We start from the raw sequence: 17,366 nt of genomic DNA on the forward strand, positions 1-17,366 counted from the left end.
CGCCAGCCGAACAGGAGTTTCATTCTTCATCGTGGGGTTGCTCGTTTCATTCGGAGGAACTTGGAAAGGACGCGCGGCCCTGTCGTGTACCGCGCTGGAAGGAAGCCATCGCACCTCGTGCGGCATCTGGAGTCCGCCGAACGTCGTGGCTCGTCTGATCGACGTCGGCTTCCGGTCGGCGACCATCGACCCGTAGCTCGCGTTTCAGATGCTTCTGACGTTGCCGCCGAGGTAGCTGGGTGCGGCCCTCGGTTCCTGTAACTCCCACAGAGGGTTGGCTGTCGGCTGCGGACGAGTGGGCAAATCCGTTGTCGTCCACCATGGAAACGGTGGGACCGGAGACCTCCCAGGATGAGGTCGCCGGCAATATGTCGGCCCCGCCGCGGAACCCTGAAGGCTTGGTCGCGGGAGCGGGGCGGGCCCGGCTGCGTCCAATATCAGGGTCGGCGATGTCCGGAGACTGCACAAGCGCTGCGTCGCTGGGCGATTCCCGCAGCAACCCTTCGGGAATCAGCGTGATGGCTTTGATTCCACCGTAAGCGGACTCCTGCAGGCTGACGGTGAGGGATTGTCTGCGTGCGAGCCGGCCCACAACGAAGAGACCGAGGTTTCGTCTGCCCGCCAATGCCATCTCGTGGAAGTCGGGCGGATTCCGCAGGAGTTCGTTGAGTCGCTCACGTTCCTCGAACCGGATGCCGAGACCCTGATCTTCGATCTCGACAGCAACTCCGCGCCCAACGACGTTGCCGTACACCGAGACCGGTGCCTCCGGCGGGGAAAAGTCGGTCGCATTATCGATGAGCTCGGCAAGCAGATGGACAAGGTCCGCGACTGCCCGGCCCTCGACCCACACCTCCGGTACACGCACGGCACCGACGCGGGTCAGATGTTCGGTCTCCGAAACCGCACTGCGGACGATCTCTTCGAGTGAAACGGGCTTTCGCCATCGCCTGGCTGCTTCGCCGCCGCCCAGGATGAGGAGATTTTCGGCGTTTCGTCGAGCCCGTGTGGTCAGATGATCCAGGTCGAACAGGTATTGCAGCTGTTCGGGGTCGGTCTGTTTGGACTCGGCGGCATCCAGTACTTGAAGTTGCCTGCGCACCACCGCCTGGTTGCGATTGGCGATATCGAGAAAGACTCGGCCGAACCCCGATCGGGTCCGCGCTTCGCCGACAGCCGCCGCAAGAGCGGTGCGCTGTGCGCTGATGAATGCTGCCGCGACCTGCCCGATTTCGTCCGGCCTGGTGTCCAGAGCCGTTGTCTCGGCCTCGATATCGACATCCTCGCCATTGTGAATCCGCTGCATCAGAGATGGCAGCTCCTCCTCGGCGAGCTCGAGACTGCGTGAACGCAGATTCCGTAGCCTGGTGACGAGTCGATTCGCGAGAGTTGCAGCCACCCACAGGGCTGCCAATGTCATGGCAGCCAACGCGGCCCCGCCCACGATCGATCGCGTCAGCGAATCGGTAGCCGCCGTATCGGCAGCCTTGAAGGTGTACGCGCCGTAGTTTCGAAGCAATCCGAGCAATCCGTCGTCAACCGCTTTCTCCGCGGTCAACCAGTTTTGGTACGGCATCGACAAGGTGCCGTCCTCTGCCAGGGTTTCGCGACCGAGGGCTGCAAGTTGCCACTGACGGCTTCCGGACAGATCCCGATAGGACTTTGCTGTCTGCTCGGGCAGCTGCGCAACGACGGTCTTGGCCTGCTCTTCAAACGCGCCGTCGAGGGCGGCGATCCTGCGCTGCTGGGCCGGGTCCGGGTTGCCGTGGACTGCGGCAAAAGCTGCCAAACCGACTGCGCGGGAATGAAGGTCGGCGACCTGTAGCAACGCTGCCGCGACGTATTGCTGCGCGACACTCTCGTGATTGGGTGCGTTGCGAGCGGCGCTCTCCAGGACGCCGGCGGAGACAACCGCTACCAGCTGGGAATAGAAGCTGTCGATCTTCCCTGTGTCGGTACTTTTCGTGTCGACGGACTGTCTGACGAGCTGCAATTGCTGTGACAGGTCCTTGAAGGCGGCGCTGGATTTCGAGACTGAGCCGGCATCGATGTCCTGAAGCCCGGCGACTGCCCGACCCAGATCGGCGACCGATGTAGTTGTCTGGTTGCGTCGCACCGCCAGTTCCGCAGCGGCGGACTGTGATCCGGCCAGCGCCAGGAGACTGTCGGTCCGCTCGTCTTGGGCTGCACTGACAAATCCCAGGCTGGGGTCGGTGATCTTGCTTTGATACTGCGACCAATCGCGCGCCGATTGTGCTTGTCTTGCCAGCGACACCACGACCAAGCTGCCGGTAATCAGCAGGATGATGCTCGGGATCAGCGCGATTGCCAGCACCCTGCTCCGGATGCTCGTACGCGGTCGAAACCGCAGCAGGGCGCGATAGCGGGCCCAGCCCGTCGATCGGGTGACGGGCGCTTCTACGCCTTGCTGCATCGCGTGCTCCCTTTGCGGTGCAGTCGAATTCGCACCGAGAGTGAAGGATGTCCTGTGAAGATCGGATTGTTCAACGCTTTTCCTTGGTCGATTGGGTCGGCACTCGGTGACGCGCCGATATCCAGAGCCGAGCGGGATTCGATCAGCGTTCAGCAGGTGACCGGGTGACAGGAGAGGGTTGGCGAGCGACCATCGGAGCCGAACACGCCCTCGGCCAGACGATTTGACACGAGAGCGACAACCCCCGCGCCCAGATGTCGTATCAATCATTTTCTGCGGGCCACATCCCGCCGGGTCCCGCCCGAGCTGGCATCTCGAGCGGGACATTCGCCTGGTGTCATTTCCGTAAAAGTTGGTTCAGTAAGCGGAACCCTCGGCGCTATACTGCGCTGGTCACGGTCCGAGGAACAGTTGTTCGCACGGCAGGCGCGGCAGCAACCGACAGTCGTCGATGGTGGCGCGTATCAATTCGATTGTGAACCAATGCTTTCGCCTCCAATCGTGGATCAAGTTGCGTACTGCCGCCGCGGTGGCCCTGTAGTCGAAGACCACGTCGGCCAGCCAGATTCGCACGTGGACATCACCTTCGGGCGGGAACCATCCTTCGGCAGTCATGGCCGGTCACCATCTCCAGGCATTACTGTGTCAACCTTTCGGATGAGGCACTAGCAGTCCACCTACAGGGTGGCCAGTTCCCTCTGGACCAGAGCCTCATGCTGCTCGGCATCTTCACGGGCGCGTGCTGGGCTCCAACGGCCCCCGATGATGAAAAGGAACGGCAAGAAGAGAACCTGACAGGCGAAGCAGATCCACCACCACCGCTGCCATTGGCGAGGGCTGTCTTTTGCTGCTTGCTGCACCTCCGCACCATGTGCTGCGAGATACTGCGCATCAGCGGCGGGGATCGGCCTCGTCGCCAACTGTGTCAACCGGCTCACCGCCGCTTGCGGGTCGGAAGCCAGACCTGCCTTCATCAGGTCACCCACCGCGGCCGCGCCTGCCGCCGGATCAGCGGGGTTCTTTTGCAGCGAAGCCAGCGCCACGGGAGACACCGCAGTCGCGGTTGCGATTTGATCGTGGTACTTCGCGGCGAGAGCGGTGACCTGTGGACCCCGATCGACCAACACCGACGTAGCGGGCAACGCAGCGGCGAACACGATCAGTGCCACTGTGATGAAGGCGCGCAGCGTGCCACCCCATACAGCCAGACCGGTGGCTGTGGCCGCTGGGTTATGTCTCTCGACGGTCTCGGTAAAGCTCGCCATCCATGCGCAGTACGTCATTGCCACACCGATCGCGATGACGACGAACACCACCGCGAAGGTGTAGTAGGAGGTTGCGGGCTTGGTTGCCAACACCGCGAATATGCCGGTACCGATCATCGAGATAACGGTGCCGACGGCCATGAACGGCTTACGAACGCGCAACTTGTCGGACAAGGCGCCGGCGAGCACGAGTGCGATCACATTGGTGATCCAATACCAGTTGCCCAGCGCATTGGCACGCGCTTCGGAGTAGCCGAAGATGGTTGCGAAATACACGATCACGAAACTGACAAGTATGTAGTAGAACATCAAGAACAGACTGATGGCCAATGCAGAGCCCACGATATCGAACTTCAACATCTGGCGCCATCCACCCTTCAGCGCAGCTTCGGGATCGATTCCTGCTGCCCGGGCCTCAATGAGTAGCCGATCGTTCATACTCACCATCAATTGGTCACGCAGGCGGGGTGACAATTCCCGCAGCCCGATGAACGCGATGGCCGCCACGATGAGTCCGGCGACGCCACAGACATAGAACTGGAATTGCCACGAAGGGTGCGAATCGAGTGTGCTGCTGGAAACCTCGGTCACGATGAGGCTGCCCAGCACCGGTCCCAATGCCCAGAAGCCCATGGCTGACGCTCGACCGAGTTGCGGCGAGAAATCGCGGATGAGCGCGGGCGTTGCCACGAGCGTCACGCCCTCCACGACACCCAGCAACGCGAATATCACCATATACGCTGTCTTATTGGATGCATGCGGCAAGCCAACCAATACCAGCAGACCGCTCGAGAACAGTCCGGCCACCACAAGGTTGGCGCGTCCCCACCTGTCGGCCAACCCCGCGGCAACGGAGGCCAGCGCACCAGCTATCGTCGAGGAGATCGCGACCCACACGTACTGTGTGAAGCTCATGCCAAAGTCGCGCATGATGTTGATAGCGACTGCGCCCTGCACATATAACTCGTAATAAAGGACGACCGTTGCAATGACGGTGATACCGAGATATGCGTACCGACGCGGGCCGACTGGATAGTGCGCAAGCTGACGTTGCCACATCCAATTTCCATACGGTTTTGCAGGGGCAAGATCATTGGTCATACGATTCCCTAAATTAGCTGACGGTTCAGGGTGAGTCTCTGATGTGGCGCCAGTCACTCTCCGTGCCCAACACCTTTACAGTCGTGGTGCCGATATGCTTGATCGAGAGTGCAGTGTCGGTTGTCGATCCGTGCAATGGGCGGTAATTGGACCGCCTCGGTTCGATGGACAGTTATTGCAATGGCCGCAAGCGCATCAGCTACTTCTTGGAGACTCCGGACGGGTGGTACCACTTCCTTAGTCGGGGCGCGGTGGCTGTCCGGTCTGCCCGGCATCGGCTCAGCGACCGACGGCGGTCCGGGACTTTCGCAGGGCAGCCTCGACAGAGGCGGCCGCGCCGCACGGCTGCGTTCCCAAGGCGTGTGGCGATGTCAGCACGGGAGCACGATCGTTTCGGTCGCCAACTGCAGCGAGATCCCCCGGAATCGCTGTTACCACCGGTTTCGACTTTGCTCGACCAGGTGAGCAGGGCCCCAGAGCTGGAGGTCAGGGGCTCGATTCTCCTTAGCTCCACAGGGAAAATGATCAGGCTCGGCGAATGCCGGGCCTGATGTTGTTCAAGGCGGCTGCTATGTGCCCTGGTACTCAGCGAAATATCGCCGATCGGAGTGCGGCCAGCACTCTGCCGGTGTTGGGGCCGAAGCTGAGTAGGACGCTGTCGGACATGTCGATGATCCGGTGCGCGTGCCCGGCGGGGGTTTGTGCGATGCCGGGGAGTTTGAGCAATCCCGTTGTGCCACCGATCGAATCGAGCCCGTCGGTCATGACCAGGAGGATGTCCGGGCGGGCCGCGATCATGGCCTCGCCGGTGATGGTGACGAAGGGTTCGCCGAGTCCGGCCGCAGTTCCCGCGTCTTCCGCGCCGAGGCCGGTGATCAGCGCGTCGGCGCCGGAGCCCGGGCCGGCGAGCATGGTGAGCGCCGTGCCGCGCAGGTAGACGAATGCGATGCGCAACTTCGGATTCTCTGCGGGGAGAGCCGCAGTCGCGGTGGCGATTTCGGCGGTTGTGCGCTGTGCGAGTGCGACACCCTGGTCGTGGACACCCAGCGTATCGGCGATCGCCTGGATCTGTGGGCCGGTGCCGTTCAGCGTTCGTGCCGGGTCGAAGAAGACGATCGGCACCCCTGCGGCGCGCAGTTGCTCGAATACCGCGGGAGTGCCGGTGGTGGTGTCGGTCAGCAGTACGGTCGGGTGCAGGGCCAGGACGGCTTCCACGCTCATGGCCTCGCCGTCCGGGGTGACGTTGGGCAGGCCGGCGAGCGCGGGGATCTTGGCAGAGGTGCTGCGCCCGACGAGACGGCCGCCGAGGCCCAGCGCGTAGACGGTCTGTGCGAGGGTGCCGAACCTGTCGACGGCGATGATGCGACTCGAGTCCTGGATCGTCACGTCGGTGCCGTCGAAACTGTGAGCCGTGACCGGGAGCGTCGGGTGCGGGTCCGAGGCTATCGGTTGCGGGTTGGCGTCTCCCAGCGTAGCTGTGACATTGCTCTTGGTGGCGCTGTCGCCGGTATCGGTGGCCGAGCACGCCCCCAGCCCGAGTGAGACCACCAGTCCGAGTGTGAGTATTCCGAGCTTGCCGCAGCTGAACACGCACTCAGCGTATCGGCCGGCAGCTCATCCACCGCTACTCAATTCTCGTGTGACGGACGGTGCATGTTCCTTTCCCGCAACGGCTTTCAGGTGTTCAGGATGCATTAATGTGAGCGCTCGGCCGCCCCTGTCGTCTGCCGAAGTGCCCCTGACAGGACAGGTTCGGCGTGTGCGCATGGTGAAATCGAGGGGGCTGGGGTGAACGCGGCGTGAACCACGCCGAAATGGGCGACTGACCAGGTATTTTGCCCGATTTTCGAACCGATCGGTAGCCCTGTGATGAGCGCCGGATCGGTCGATGAACGGGGGATCCTTGGGTACAGTACGGCTTGACTCCGGGATGTCTCCGAGGAGTAACCCGGTGCATCGTGTGTGGGAATCGTGAGGGAAATCGGCGATGGTAATCGTGGCACGAACATGGCGTTGGCACTGGGCTTTTCGGCGAGTTAACGATAGCGGCATAATAGCTGGAGCGGGGAAGTACGGCGGGGCTGATGTATGAGGCCGAATCTGCCGGAGAGCGCGGCCGCGCGCTTGAGGGACCGACAGCAGTATCTGATCGATCGCTATCGCACGGAGTTGGAACACGCTGGGAGCGCGCTGGTTTCGGACAGTGCGGTCTGGGAGGAATGTGTCGTTCAGGCGCGTCAGATCATCGGTGAATGCGCCGAGTCGCTGGGAACCGGACAGGCGGGCCGAGTCGAGGTTCCGGTCGAGCGGTTCGTGAACATGGCCGAGCGGCGGGGTATCCGCGGAATCCGTCCGGACTGCTCGGTGCGCGCGGCCGTGATCATGTTCGAACTGGTGATGACGGAAGCGGTGGATGCGCTCGGTCCGGGCTCCGGGCAGCGGGATCAGATCGTCACGCTGGCAACGACTCTCAGCCGGAGCCTGTTCGCTCGGCTGGAGGCCGGGGCCAAGGGGTATGACGCCTTTCTGCTGGACCAGATCCGGATCGTGAACGATGCCGATCGGCGGAAGCTCGCGCGAGAGGTTCACGACCGGTTGGGGAACACGCTCAGCCTCGCCATGCATCAGCTGGAGATCGTTGCGGCGGGAGAACCCAAGGGCCGCAATGGAATTGCCGCTGCCGTGGACGTTCTTTCGGATGCGATCGCGGAATTGGGGGCCATCACCACAGGTTTGCGGGCGGAGGAGGGCGGAAACTCCCTGCGGGATGCTCTGACGGCATTCGTGCGCTCCGTCGGGCGGACGACTCCGATGGTCGAGATCCGGGTCAACGGGTCGCAGTCCTGGGTGTCCACGGAGGTCATGGACGAGACGTTCCTCATTCTGCGTGAGGCGCTGCGCAATGCCTTCGCCCATGCCCAGGCCACCCGTGTCACCGTCGAGGTCGATATCGCGCCCCACGAGGTCTGGGCACGGGTGGTGGACAACGGGATCGGATTCGACCCCTCGCAGCCGAGGCGGGCGAACGGGCTCCATTCGATGCGGGAGCGGGCCGAGTTGCTGTCCGGATCGGTCACTCTCGGTTCGTCTCCCGGCATCGGAACACGCGTCGCGGTGTGGATACCGCTGCCTATCGGCGTGGAGTGAGGGCCGCGATGATTACGGTGCTGGTCATCGACGATCACAACATGCTGCGCGGTGCGCTGTGCGAGATCCTCGACCGCGAAAGCGATATCACCGTCGTGGGCCAGGCGGCCGACGGCCGCGCCGGCGCGGAATACGCGGCGCGGCTGCACCCGAAGGTCGTGATCCTCGATGTCGAGATGCCCGGGAGCGACGTGGTGCAGAACCTCCTCACCCTGCGGGACGTGAGCCCCGAGTCGCGAGTGCTGATCGTGAGCATGCATCAGGACACGGCCCTGATCCGCGACCTCGTCGAGTACGGCATAGCCGGATATCTGCACAAGAGCGCCAAGCGGGAGACGCTGCTGTCGGCGATTCGTGCCGCGGACGCGGGCGGCGAGGTGGTCGTCTATGTGTCGTGGCAGGAGGACAAGGGATTCGGTGGGGGGAACCGGGATCCGCTGCCGGACCAGGCGCTCACCGACCGGGAACTCGAGGTCGTGGAACAGGTTGCCGGCGCGTTGAGCAACCGGCAGATCGCGAATGCCCTCGGGATCACCGAGGGCACCGTGAAGCGGCACTTGCGGAATATCTTCCGGAAGCTCGGCGCCGTGTCGCGACTGGACATGGTCAATCGCGCGACGGCGGCCAAGCTGATCTCTCCCTATCCGCCGGAGTGATCACACCGGCAGGCCGCTGATCAGCGCACCGAGATTGGCGGCCAGCTGGGTGATCATGAAGGCGCGGTATGGTCGCCGGCTCACCGGCCGGGGATCGCGATAGCGGGTGGTGAGCGTGTAACCCGCCACCAGGGCCGCGCCGAACATCATTGGGACGCAGGGGCATTCGAGGGTCGGAAGCCGGGAGGCGCCGACCGCGAGGCCGGTCGCCACCCCGAGGGCGGCCAGGGATACCCACCTGCGCAACGGCATCTCGCCGACCAGCAGGGTGAGCACCCGCCGCTGTGCCGCACGATCACCGGCGACATCGGAGAAGTCCTTGACCACCGCGCCGATCAATCCCATCCACAGTGACATCACCACCGCGAAGACCACCAGGTCGGGCGTGAGCTGGGCGCGGATGGCCACGCCTCCCGCCAGATAGGTGCACAATCCGCCGACCGTGACGATCGCGCTCGAGCCGGCCCAGGTGCGGCTGAGCTGGATGGGGGGCACGGAGTAGAGGTAGCCGAGCGCGAGGAACACCGAAACCAGGACGGCCATGGTGATTCCGACGTGCAGTGCGAGTACGAGCGCGGCGATCGCGGCCAGCTGCGTGACCGCCGCCGCGTCGCGTGGGTCCAGGTCGCCGCGGCCGATCGGCCGCCCGACTCCGTTGATCCGATCGTTCACGCCGTCGGCGATGCCGTTCATCAAATAGACGCACACCGTTGTGAGAAACCACGCCGCGACCGCCCAGGAGTAATCGATCCAGGCCGTGAGCGGTATCGAGGAGAACGGGGGCGCGGCGAGCGCCGACGCGGCGGCAAAACGTAGTGCGAACATGAATTGAACGAATGGTCGTGCTTCCGCGAAACAGAGGCGGAGAATTCGTGCTAGATTAACAATTCGATAGGCTTGGGTTTTCCAATGGTGTCCAGACGTCGTTCTGTCGATCGCCATGGTCGCAGTCTCGCAGACTGCCACCGCGCCTCGAATACCTCTTTGGATACATGCCCGAGTGCTCCCTTCGTGGCGTTCTCCACCGGCCGCCTTCGTGTTTATGGTTGATACCGGATCGTGATCAACCGTGAAGGGATGGGCATGGCAAAGGTTGCTGTGATCGGCGCCGGAATAGCAGGTATCTCGGCCGCTTATCATCTGCGTGGGCACGCCGATGTGACCGTATTCGAGAAGGAATCGAATGCCGGTGGGCATGCCAATTCGGTCGAGGTGACCGATGCCGGCCGGACCCTCGGGCTGGACACCGCATTCATCGTCTACAACGAGCCGCACTACCAGAAGATCACGAAGTTCTTCGCCGATCTCGGGGTCGCCGGTCAGGACCATCCGGGCCGATTCAGTTTCAACAATGCCGACACCGGTATCTGCTACGTGTCGGACGATTTCGAACTGGACGAGGCCGCGATTCGCGCCAAATACCCCGAAGATTTCGTGCAGCTGTGGGCCGAGGCCGAGCGCTTCTACGAGGAGTCGCCGAAGCACTTCATCCGGAAGCAGGCCGAGATGCCGCTCGGCGAGTATCTGACCAGCAACGGCTACAGCGACACCTTCCGGTACGGATTCGTGGTGCTGGTGGCGACCGCAGCCTGGTCGGTGCCCGCGGACCGGATCTGGGACATGCCCGCCGCGACCGTGATCGCCTTCTTCCTCGGCCACGGCCGGGAGGGCCTGGGCGGTCGCACCGCGCCCTGGCGGACGGTGACCGGCGGCAGCATCAACTATGTCCGTGCCGCGCTGGAACGCCTGGCCGAAGCCGGTCAGCAGGTGCGGCTGGGCACGAGCGCCGACCGGGTCGCCGAGGACGCGGAGGGCGTGATCGTCTCCACCGATGCCGGTACCGAGCGCTTCGACGAGGTGATCATCGCGGCGCACGCCGATGACGCGCTGGCCATGCTGGCCGAGCCGACGCCGGCGCAGCGGATGCTGGAGGCGATCCGCTACAACCACACCCGCGCCGCCCTGCACACCGACGCCGCGTGCATGCCGGTCGACCGCGAGAAGTGGCGCAGCTGGAATTACGCGCGCGCGGGCAGCAATGACGATATGAGCACCTGGGTCGTCTACTACCTCAACCAGTTGCACGACTTCACCAGTGCGACCGACTACTTCCTGACGCTGGACTATCCGTTCGAGGTCGCGCCGGAGAAGATGATCCGCGAATTCGACTATCGGCACCCGGTGTTCACCGTCGAGGCGCGGTCCTTGCAGTCCAAGATTCACACCATCAATGCCGGTGACTCCCGAGTGAAGTTCGCCGGTTCGTATTTCCACTCCCGGAAGATGGGCATCGACATCGTGGGCAGCCACGAGTCGGCCTTCGATTCCGGTGCGGCCGCCGCCGATGCGGTCGTTCGGAGCCTTTCCGTCGAGAACGCTCGCTGACCCGAATTACCTACAGTTTGTTGGAGTTTGATCATGACCGACAAGATTGACACCACCGATCTCACCGTCGAGCAGGTTCAGGACTGGCTGGCCGAAAAGATTGCTTTCAAATTGCAGGCAGAGCCGTCCGAGATTTCCTTCGACGACTTCTTCGATTCTTTCGGCCTGGATTCCACCGAGGCCCTGGTGCTGGGGAACGAACTGGAATCCTGGCTCGGTTTCGAACTGGAGACCACCGCGCTGTGGTACCACCCGACCATCGCCGAACTCGCCCGCTACATCGTCACCGAGAAGGACCGCCTCGCGGCGGCCTGACCGGACGCTCCAGCCAAGGAAAAGTGCAATGGACAATCGGATGAAGCTCGGCGATACGCCTATCGCCATCGTCGGCCTGGGCGCGCTGTTCCCGCGTTCCGCCGATCTCTCGGAATTCTGGTCGAATGTGGTCGAGGCCGCCGACTGCATCGAGGATGTGCCGGAATCGCATTGGCGGATCGAGGATTACTACGACCCGGATCCCAGTGCGCCGGACAAGACCTACGCCAAACGCGGCGGCTTCATTCCGACGATCGACTTCAACCCGCTCGAATTCGGCCTGCCGCCGAACCAGCTGGAGGTCACCGACGTCCTGCAGCTGCTGAGCCTGGTGGTGGCCAAGCAGACCCTCGCGGACGCGGGCGCTCTCGACTCGGCGTGGTACGACTCGAGCCGTACCGGCGTGATTCTCGGTATCACCGGCGCGAACTCGCTCACCCAGCCGCTGGCCACGCGCCTGCAGACGCCGGTCCTGAAGGAGGTCGTGCGCAGCTGCGGGCTCAGTGACCAGGATGCCGAGGAGATCGCGGCGAAGTTCGTGAAGGCCTTCGCGCCGTGGGAGGAGAACTCCTTCCCGGGCATGCTCGGCAATGTCGTCGCCGGCCGCATCGCCAACCGTTTCGACCTGGGTGGCACCAACTGCACGGTGGACGCCGCGTGTGCGAGTTCGCTCGCCGCCGTGCACATGGCGGTGGCCGAATTGGTGTCCGGCCGTGCCGATCTGATGATCAGCGGTGGCTGCGACGCCGAGAACACCATCCTGATGTACCTGTGCTTCAGCAAGACCCCGGCGTTGTCCAAGTCCGGCATGATCCGCCCGTTCGACGAGAATTCGGACGGCACCATGATCGGCGAGGGCATGGGCATGCTGGCCCTCAAGCGACTGGCCGACGCCGAACGCGACGGCGACCGCATCTACTCGGTGCTGCGCGGTATCGGCAGTTCCAGCGACGGGCGTTTCAAGAGCATTTACGCGCCGCGCAAGGAAGGCCAGATCGTCGCGCTGAAGCGCGCCTACGACGACGCCGGATTCGGGCCGGAGCAGATCGGCCTGCTGGAATGCCACGGCACCGGCACCGCGGTCGGCGATGTGACCGAATTGTCGGCGCTGCGTGAGGTTTTCACCGAGGCGAGCGACGACAAGCAGTTCTGCGCGGTCGGCAGCGTCAAATCGCAGATCGGCCACACCAAGGCGGCGGCCGGCGCGGCGGGTCTGATCAAGCTCTCGATGGCGTTGCACCAGAAGGTGCTGCCGCCGACGATCAATGTCGAGAAGCCCAAGGAGTCCGTCGATTTCCCGAACTCGCCGTTCTGGGTGAACACGTCGACCCGGCCGTGGGTGCTGGAGCCGAATCGCGACCGCCGCCGGGCGGCGAGCTCGTCGTTCGGATTCGGTGGCACCAATTTCCACTGCGTGCTCGAGGAATACGACCCGGCCGGGGCGGATGCCCGTGCGCTGCACCGTGATTACCGGGTGCACGTGTGGCAGGGCGCGGACGCCGAGGCGCTGCTGGCCGCGGTCGCGGAGCGGCCGGCGGGCGGCGACATGGACGCGCCGATCGAGGCCGCGCACGCCCGCCTGGCGGTGGTCGCCCGTGACGCCGCCGAGCTGGACGCGTTGCGGGACAAGGCGATCGAGCGGTTGCGTGCCGAGCCGGACGCCGAAGCCTTCGAGCTGCCGGGCGGCGCCTGGTACCGCCGCCGGGCCGCGGTGCCCGGCAAGGTCGCCGCGCTGTTCGCCGGTCAGGGCAGCCAGTACGTCGGCATGGGCGTGCGGACCGCGCTGGCCGTGCCGCCGGTGCGTGCCACCCTCGATGCCGCCAGCCGGATCTCGGAGCCCGCCGAGCCGCTGAGCCGGGTGATCTACCCGCCGCAGGCCTTCGATCCCGAGACGGCCGCGCGCCAGGAAGAGGCGTTGCGCCGCACGGACTTCGCGCAGCCCGCGATCGGCGCGCTGTCCTCCGGTCAGTACCGGTACCTGCTGGAGCTGGGTTTCGACGCGGAAGGCACCCTGGGGCACAGCTTCGGTGAGCTCACCGCCCTGTGGGCGGCCGGCGCCCTGGACGACGACACCTTCCACCGCCTGGCCCGGGCCCGTGGGCAGGCCATGGCCCAGCTGCCCGAAGGCGCGTCCGACCGGGGCACCATGGCGGCGCTCCGCTGCGGCGCCGAGCAGCTCACCGAGCTGCTGGCGGCCCACCCGGATGTGGTGATCTGCAACCTCAATGCCCCGGAGCAGACGGTCGTGGGCGGCGGTACCGACGCGGTGCGCGCCTTCGCCGAGGAGGCCGACCGGCTCGGTCTGGGTGCGAGCCTGCTGCCGGTGTCGGCGGCGTTCCACACCTCCTATGTCGCACACGGTGTTTCGGCCTTCCGCGCCGCGGTGGCCGAGGCGGTCTGCGCCGCTCCGTCGATTCCGGTGTTCGCGAACACCGCCGGCGCCGAGTATGGCACGGACCTCGACCGCAACCGATCGGTTCTGGTCGAGCAGCTGTCGCAGCCGGTCTCGTTCGCGCCTCGCGTGCTCGAGATGTACGAGGCCGGGTACCGGGTGTTCGTCGAATTCGGTCCCAAGTCAGTGCTTTCCGGACTGGTGCGCAAGATCCTGGCCGACCGCGACGACGTCGTGGTGCTGGCCGCGGATGCCGGCCCCGCCACGGACGGCGACCGCTCGCTCAAGCAGCTCGCGGCGCGCCTCGCGGTGCTCGGCCTGCCGCTCGCCGGATTCAACCGCTACAGCGTCACAGCCCCCGATGTAGTCGAAACCAAAGGAATGAGGATTCCCTTGAACGGCATCAACTACGTCTCCGAGGAGCGTCGCGGCGCTTATCGGGACGCACTCGAGAACGGCTATCAGGTGCCCCGGCCGGAGGCCGCTCCGGCGCCGGCCCCGGGGAACGGGAACGGGAACGGCAATGGCCACAGCACCCCGGCTCCGGCCGCGGCGCCGGTGGCGTCCGGGTCCGACACCATGGCCGGTGACCACCTCGCGCTGCACCGTGAGTACCTGAGCAGCCAGCTGCGGGTGGCCGAAAGGCTCAGCGGCATCCTGGAATACGACGCGCTGCAGGGCAACCTGACCGACCGCACGGTCGCCGGGCTCGCCTCGGTCAGCGACCACAGCGTCGCGATCGGCCAGGCGCACAGCCAGGCCAGCGAGGTGCTGCTGGGCTTCGCGTACCTGGAGGCCGGCATGGGCGGCGTCGCCCCGGCCGTGCGCCGTCCGGTCGAGCGCCTGCCGCGCCCCGAGCTGAACGTGGGCCAGTCCGCCCACACCCAGGCCATCGCCGCTCCGGCCCCCGCGCCCGCCCCGGTCGCGCAGCCGGTCGCCGTCGCCGCTCCCGCGGCCCCGGTCGCTGCCCCCACCGCTCCGGTCGCCCCCGTCGCTCCGGTCGCCGCTCCCGTGGCTCCGGCCCCGGTTGCCGCCCCCGTCGCCGCTGCGCCGGCCCCCGCACCGGCCGCCGCCCCCGCCGAGGTCGTCCAGCAGGCCCTGCTGGAGGTCGTGGCCGAGAAGACCGGTTACCCGACCGACATGCTCGACATGGACATGGATGTCGAGGCCGACCTCGGCATCGACTCCATCAAGCGAGTCGAGATCATGGGCGCGCTCCAGGAGCGCTTCCCCGACAGCCCGCAGGCCGGACCCGAGCAGATGGGTGAGCTGCGGACCCTGGGCGGCATCGTCACCTTCATCAGCGGCGCGCTCGCCGGTGCCAATGGGGCGGAGGCGGTTCTCCCAAAAGCTGACGGCGCGTCCCGGATTGGCCGGATGCAGGCGCGCCTTGTCGAGATTCCTTCTGTCCTCACTCTGGTCGGGGCGTACGCCGAACAGCCGGTGGCGCTGGTCGCCGGCGACGGTAGCGCCCTGACCGAGCCGATCTCCGCCGCCCTCGAGGCGGCGGGCTGGACCGTGCAGCGTGGCACGGAGGCGCCGGCCGATCGGGTGGATCTGGTGCTGTTCCTGGCTCCGGATGCCCCGGCCGGATGGTCGGAGTCCATCGTGACCCTCGAATCCGCACTGCTGACAGCGGCTTCCGTGCAGCGCCCGCTGGAACGGACCGCCGAACACGGGCGTGCGGCCTTCGTCACGGTCAGCCGGATCGATGGGCTCCTGGGCCTGTCCGGCGGCAGCGATGCCGCCGGACTCCTCGGCGGACTGCCGGGCCTGGTGAAAACCCTGGCGATCGAAGCACCTTCGCTGTTCTGCCGCGCTGTCGACCTGAGCCCGGAACTCACCGGCGAGCAGGCGGTGGCCCAGCTGATCGCGGAGATCGCCGATGCGGACACCGCGGCTGTCGAGGTCGGCGTGGCGGCGGACCTGAGCCGCCGCACGCTGGCCGCGACGATCGAGGACGGCACCGATCCACTGCTCCCGCAGGGTGATTCGGTCGCCGCCCCGACCGAGGCGGATCTGCTCGTGGTCACCGGTGGTGGCCGCGGCGTCACCGCGGCGTGCGCCATCGGCCTGGCCCGGCGCTACCGCAGCGGCCTGCTGCTGCTGGGCCGCAGTGAACTCGCGGACGAACCCGCCTGGGCCGCAGGCGTTCCCGACGGCGCTCTCAAGGGCGCCATCGTGGGCGAGCTGCGGGCGGCGGGCACCAAGCCGACGCCGCGCGACGTGGAGCGGGTCTACCGCGGGCTCATCGCGGGCCGGGAGATCCGGGAAACGCTGACGGCCATCCGGGCGACCGGCGCGACCGCGGAGTACCTGGCCGTGGACGTGACCGACGCCGCCGCGACCGCGGCCGCGCTGGCTCCGCACCGGGACCGGATCACCGGCCTGGTGCACGGGGCGGGCGTGCTCGCGGACAAGGCGATCGTCGATCAGCGCAGCGCTGACGTCGGTCCGGTGCTGGCGACCAAACTGGCCGGGTTGCGCTCGGTGCTGGACGCCCTCGGCGAGGACCGCCTGAACCATGTGGTGCTGTTCTCCTCGATCGCCGGATTCTTCGGCAACCGTGGGCAGTCCAGCTACGCCAGTGCGAACGAGGCGCTCAACCGCGTCGCGGCGGCCCTGCGCCGCCGTCTTCGGGCCGCCCGCGTCACCTCGGTGAACTGGGGCGCCTGGGCGGGCGGCATGGTGACTCCGGAGCTCGAGCGGATGTTCGCCGAACGCGGTGTGACCCTGATTCCGCTGCCGACGGGCGTGGACTTCTTCGCCGAGCAGTTCAGCACGGCCCGCTCCCACGATGTGGTGGTGGTGGTCGGGCCGAACCAGCCGCTGTCGGCGAAGCCGCCGCGTGAGATCGCAAGTGGGACAACGGTACTGCGGTTGCCGATGACCGGTCTGGCGGACGACGAGGTGCTGTCCGATCACGCCATCGGCGGGATCCCGGTGCTGCCGGCCACGGCGGCGGTGGGTGCGATCCTGGGTGCGGTGCAGCGTCTGCGCGGCATCCCGGCCACCCGGCTGACCGGCTTCTCCGTCCTGAAGGGTGTGGTGCTCGACGAGGATGCGCCGCAGCACCTGGACCTGGCGGTGACAGGAGAGCAGGTGCTGGTCACCGACTCGGCCGGCCGCCCGCGTTTCCGCGCGCAGGTTCCGGCGGAATCGGCCGGCGCCGCACCGGTGCTGGCCCTGCCCGATCTGAGCGTCGTCGAACCGGTCACGGCCTACACCGACGGCGTGCTGTTCCACGGACCGTCCCTGGCCGCGATCACCGGCACGGTGGCGGCGGCGGACGGGCGGTTGGTGGCGGTGTGCCGCCCGGTCGAGTCACGGCTCGGCGCAGGCGAATTCGCCGCGGGGCAGTACTCCCCGGAGTCGGCCGATCTGCTGCTGCAAGCGGCGCTGGTGCAGGTGCACCGGACCGTCGGGCTGAACAGCCTGCCGACGGCGATCGGTGCGGTCGAGGTGTACGACGCCCTGCCCGGGACGGGTGAATTCCTGGTGGTCGTGGATGCCCTCCAGATCAACGGTTCAGTGGCCAGAGGCACGGTCACCGCCTGCGCTCGCGACGGCCGCGTGCTGTTGCGCTTCGAGGCGGTGCAGTTGGTGGCGGACGCCGCTCTGGGCGCGAAATTCCATTCCTGACGGATCAATCGGATCGGACAGTGTGACAT

At 66.0% G+C, this 17,366-nt stretch carries 10 protein-coding genes; 5 read left to right on the forward strand and 5 right to left on the reverse strand.

Annotation, left to right across the window (positions count from 1 at the left end):
* Window positions 1-46: 46 nt before the first annotated feature.
* From ACFXIV_RS13210 to ACFXIV_RS13225, 4 genes are all read right to left on the reverse strand, one after another.
* Entirely contained in the window at window positions 47-2,434 is a 2,388-nt protein-coding gene (locus ACFXIV_RS13210) for a nitrate- and nitrite sensing domain-containing protein (protein WP_379399612.1), read from the reverse strand.
* Window positions 2,435-2,827: 393 nt separating this feature from the next.
* Window positions 2,828-3,049: a hypothetical protein gene (locus tag ACFXIV_RS13215; protein WP_379399611.1), complete on the reverse strand. Its 222-nt coding sequence runs from the start codon at window positions 3,047-3,049 to the stop codon at window positions 2,828-2,830.
* A 62-nt stretch (window positions 3,050-3,111) separates the two neighbouring features.
* Window positions 3,112-4,800, reverse strand: a complete 1,689-nt coding sequence (locus tag ACFXIV_RS13220) for an MFS transporter (protein WP_379399610.1) — start codon at window positions 4,798-4,800, stop codon at window positions 3,112-3,114.
* 585 nt (window positions 4,801-5,385) lie between these two features.
* On the reverse strand, window positions 5,386-6,390 hold the full coding sequence (locus ACFXIV_RS13225) for a hemin ABC transporter substrate-binding protein (protein WP_379399609.1): 1,005 nt from the start codon (window positions 6,388-6,390) through the stop codon (window positions 5,386-5,388).
* 579 nt (window positions 6,391-6,969) lie between these two features.
* Here ACFXIV_RS13225 and ACFXIV_RS13230 point away from each other — a divergent pair.
* Both ACFXIV_RS13230 and ACFXIV_RS13235 read left to right on the forward strand, forming a co-directional pair.
* Entirely contained in the window at window positions 6,970-7,947 is a 978-nt protein-coding gene (locus ACFXIV_RS13230) for a sensor histidine kinase (RefSeq protein WP_379421257.1), read from the forward strand.
* 8 nt (window positions 7,948-7,955) lie between these two features.
* Window positions 7,956-8,603 carry a response regulator gene (locus ACFXIV_RS13235; protein ID WP_379421258.1) on the forward strand — a complete coding sequence of 216 codons (648 nt, stop codon included), beginning with the start codon at window positions 7,956-7,958 and terminating at the stop codon, window positions 8,601-8,603.
* On the opposite strand, the gene ACFXIV_RS13240 is transcribed toward ACFXIV_RS13235, so the two are convergent.
* Window positions 8,604-9,428, reverse strand: coding sequence for a UbiA family prenyltransferase (locus ACFXIV_RS13240; RefSeq protein WP_379404517.1), 825 nt, complete (start codon window positions 9,426-9,428; stop codon window positions 8,604-8,606). It abuts the gene before it with no gap.
* 258 nt (window positions 9,429-9,686) lie between these two features.
* Between ACFXIV_RS13240 and ACFXIV_RS13245 the strand changes: the two genes are divergently transcribed.
* Genes ACFXIV_RS13245 through ACFXIV_RS13255 form a run of 3 tightly spaced genes read left to right on the forward strand, consistent with a single transcriptional unit; the run spans window position 9,687 to window position 17,337 of the window.
* Complete coding sequence (locus ACFXIV_RS13245; RefSeq protein WP_379404519.1) at window positions 9,687-10,988, forward strand: NAD(P)/FAD-dependent oxidoreductase; 1,302 nt, start codon at window positions 9,687-9,689, stop codon at window positions 10,986-10,988.
* A 33-nt stretch (window positions 10,989-11,021) separates the two neighbouring features.
* Entirely contained in the window at window positions 11,022-11,303 is a 282-nt protein-coding gene (locus tag ACFXIV_RS13250) for an acyl carrier protein (RefSeq protein ID WP_354835740.1), read from the forward strand.
* A gap of 28 nt (window positions 11,304-11,331) precedes the next feature.
* The gene (locus tag ACFXIV_RS13255; RefSeq protein ID WP_379404521.1) at window positions 11,332-17,337 is read left to right on the forward strand and encodes an SDR family NAD(P)-dependent oxidoreductase; all 6,006 of its coding nucleotides are present in this window, start codon (window positions 11,332-11,334) and stop codon (window positions 17,335-17,337) included.
* Window positions 17,338-17,366: the final 29 nt, after the last annotated feature.

The sequence above is a fragment of the Nocardia sp. NPDC059236 genome, assembly GCF_042754085.1.
Classification (GTDB): Bacteria; Actinomycetota; Actinomycetes; order Mycobacteriales; family Mycobacteriaceae; genus Nocardia.